The following is a 598-nucleotide window of genomic DNA, read 5'->3' on the forward strand; positions in this document are numbered from 1 at the left end:
CAAATAAATCACGAACCATTTGTGGGGCTTCCCCAACTGTTCCTTTTGAAAATTGAGATGCTGATGTGTTAAAAAATGGTAAATTTGCTTCTTTTGCTAAAGCTTGGGCAAAAGTAGTTTTACCAGTACCAGCTACTCCGTGTAATAGAATGCCCGTTGGGACTTTAACTTCTCCAATATTTGGTAGATTGCCAACGCTCTTTAAAAAAGTTAAAAAACGATTTGAGGCTTCACGTTCGTCTTTAAACCCGATTAATTTATCAAATGCTGGCATTTTAGTTAAGTCCGTTTTTGGGAAATCTGCTTTATTAGCGTTTGATTGTGTTTCAGATAGTGAATAATCTTTTTCTAAAGTTTCTCTAACATTATTCAATTCAGTTAAACGACTTTTTAATTTAGTAATTTCTGCTTTTTGTGTTTGATTTTGTTCTTTATTTTTTTCAATAGATTTTATTTTTTCATTAATAAAGTTGATTTCTTTAATGTCTAATAAACCAGTATCTTTATCTACTCTTAAACGATATGCAGTTTTGATTTCGTCGATGTTGATTTGAGTTCGTGGTGGTGTTGTTTTGTTGCTTTCTAAAACCAAAGTAGC

1 protein-coding gene is annotated in these 598 nt (G+C 31.8%); it reads right to left on the reverse strand.

Features of this window, described 5'->3' with window-relative positions:
- The coding region (locus KTO59_RS04490) for an AAA family ATPase (protein WP_284928857.1) at window positions 1-598 on the reverse strand (598 nt) is incomplete at both ends.

Origin of the sequence: Candidatus Phytoplasma sp. AldY-WA1 (assembly GCF_020312115.2) — a bacterium.
Classification (GTDB): Bacteria; Bacillota_I; Bacilli_A; order Acholeplasmatales; family Acholeplasmataceae; genus Phytoplasma; species Phytoplasma vitis.